A 242-nucleotide genomic window follows, 5' to 3' on the forward strand; every position below is an offset into this window, starting at 1 on the left:
ATTGAATCCATCGAATTATAATTTAGGTATTGAATTAATTTTGAATATTGCCTAATCGTAGAATTAATATCTAAATCTCTTACTAAAAGCGTAGCTGGATTTAAAAAATCTTCCACAAGATTAGGAATCTTATCAATCATTGAAGGAATTAAGACAATTTTATCTTCTAATTTTTCTATCTCGTCTTCTGTCCAATCAAATCTATCTGGTGTTTTTGAAGAATCTAAAGTTAAATATACTAT

1 protein-coding gene is annotated in these 242 nt (G+C 26.0%); it reads right to left on the bottom strand.

Features of this window, described 5'->3' with window-relative positions:
• Nucleotides 1-242, bottom strand: a 242-nt coding sequence (locus SB752_RS33175; protein WP_410719624.1) for a hypothetical protein, incomplete at both ends; no start/stop codon positions are given.

The sequence above is a fragment of the Brevibacillus sp. SIMBA_040 genome (assembly GCF_046535075.1).
Taxonomy (GTDB): Bacteria; Bacillota; Bacilli; order Brevibacillales; family Brevibacillaceae; genus Brevibacillus.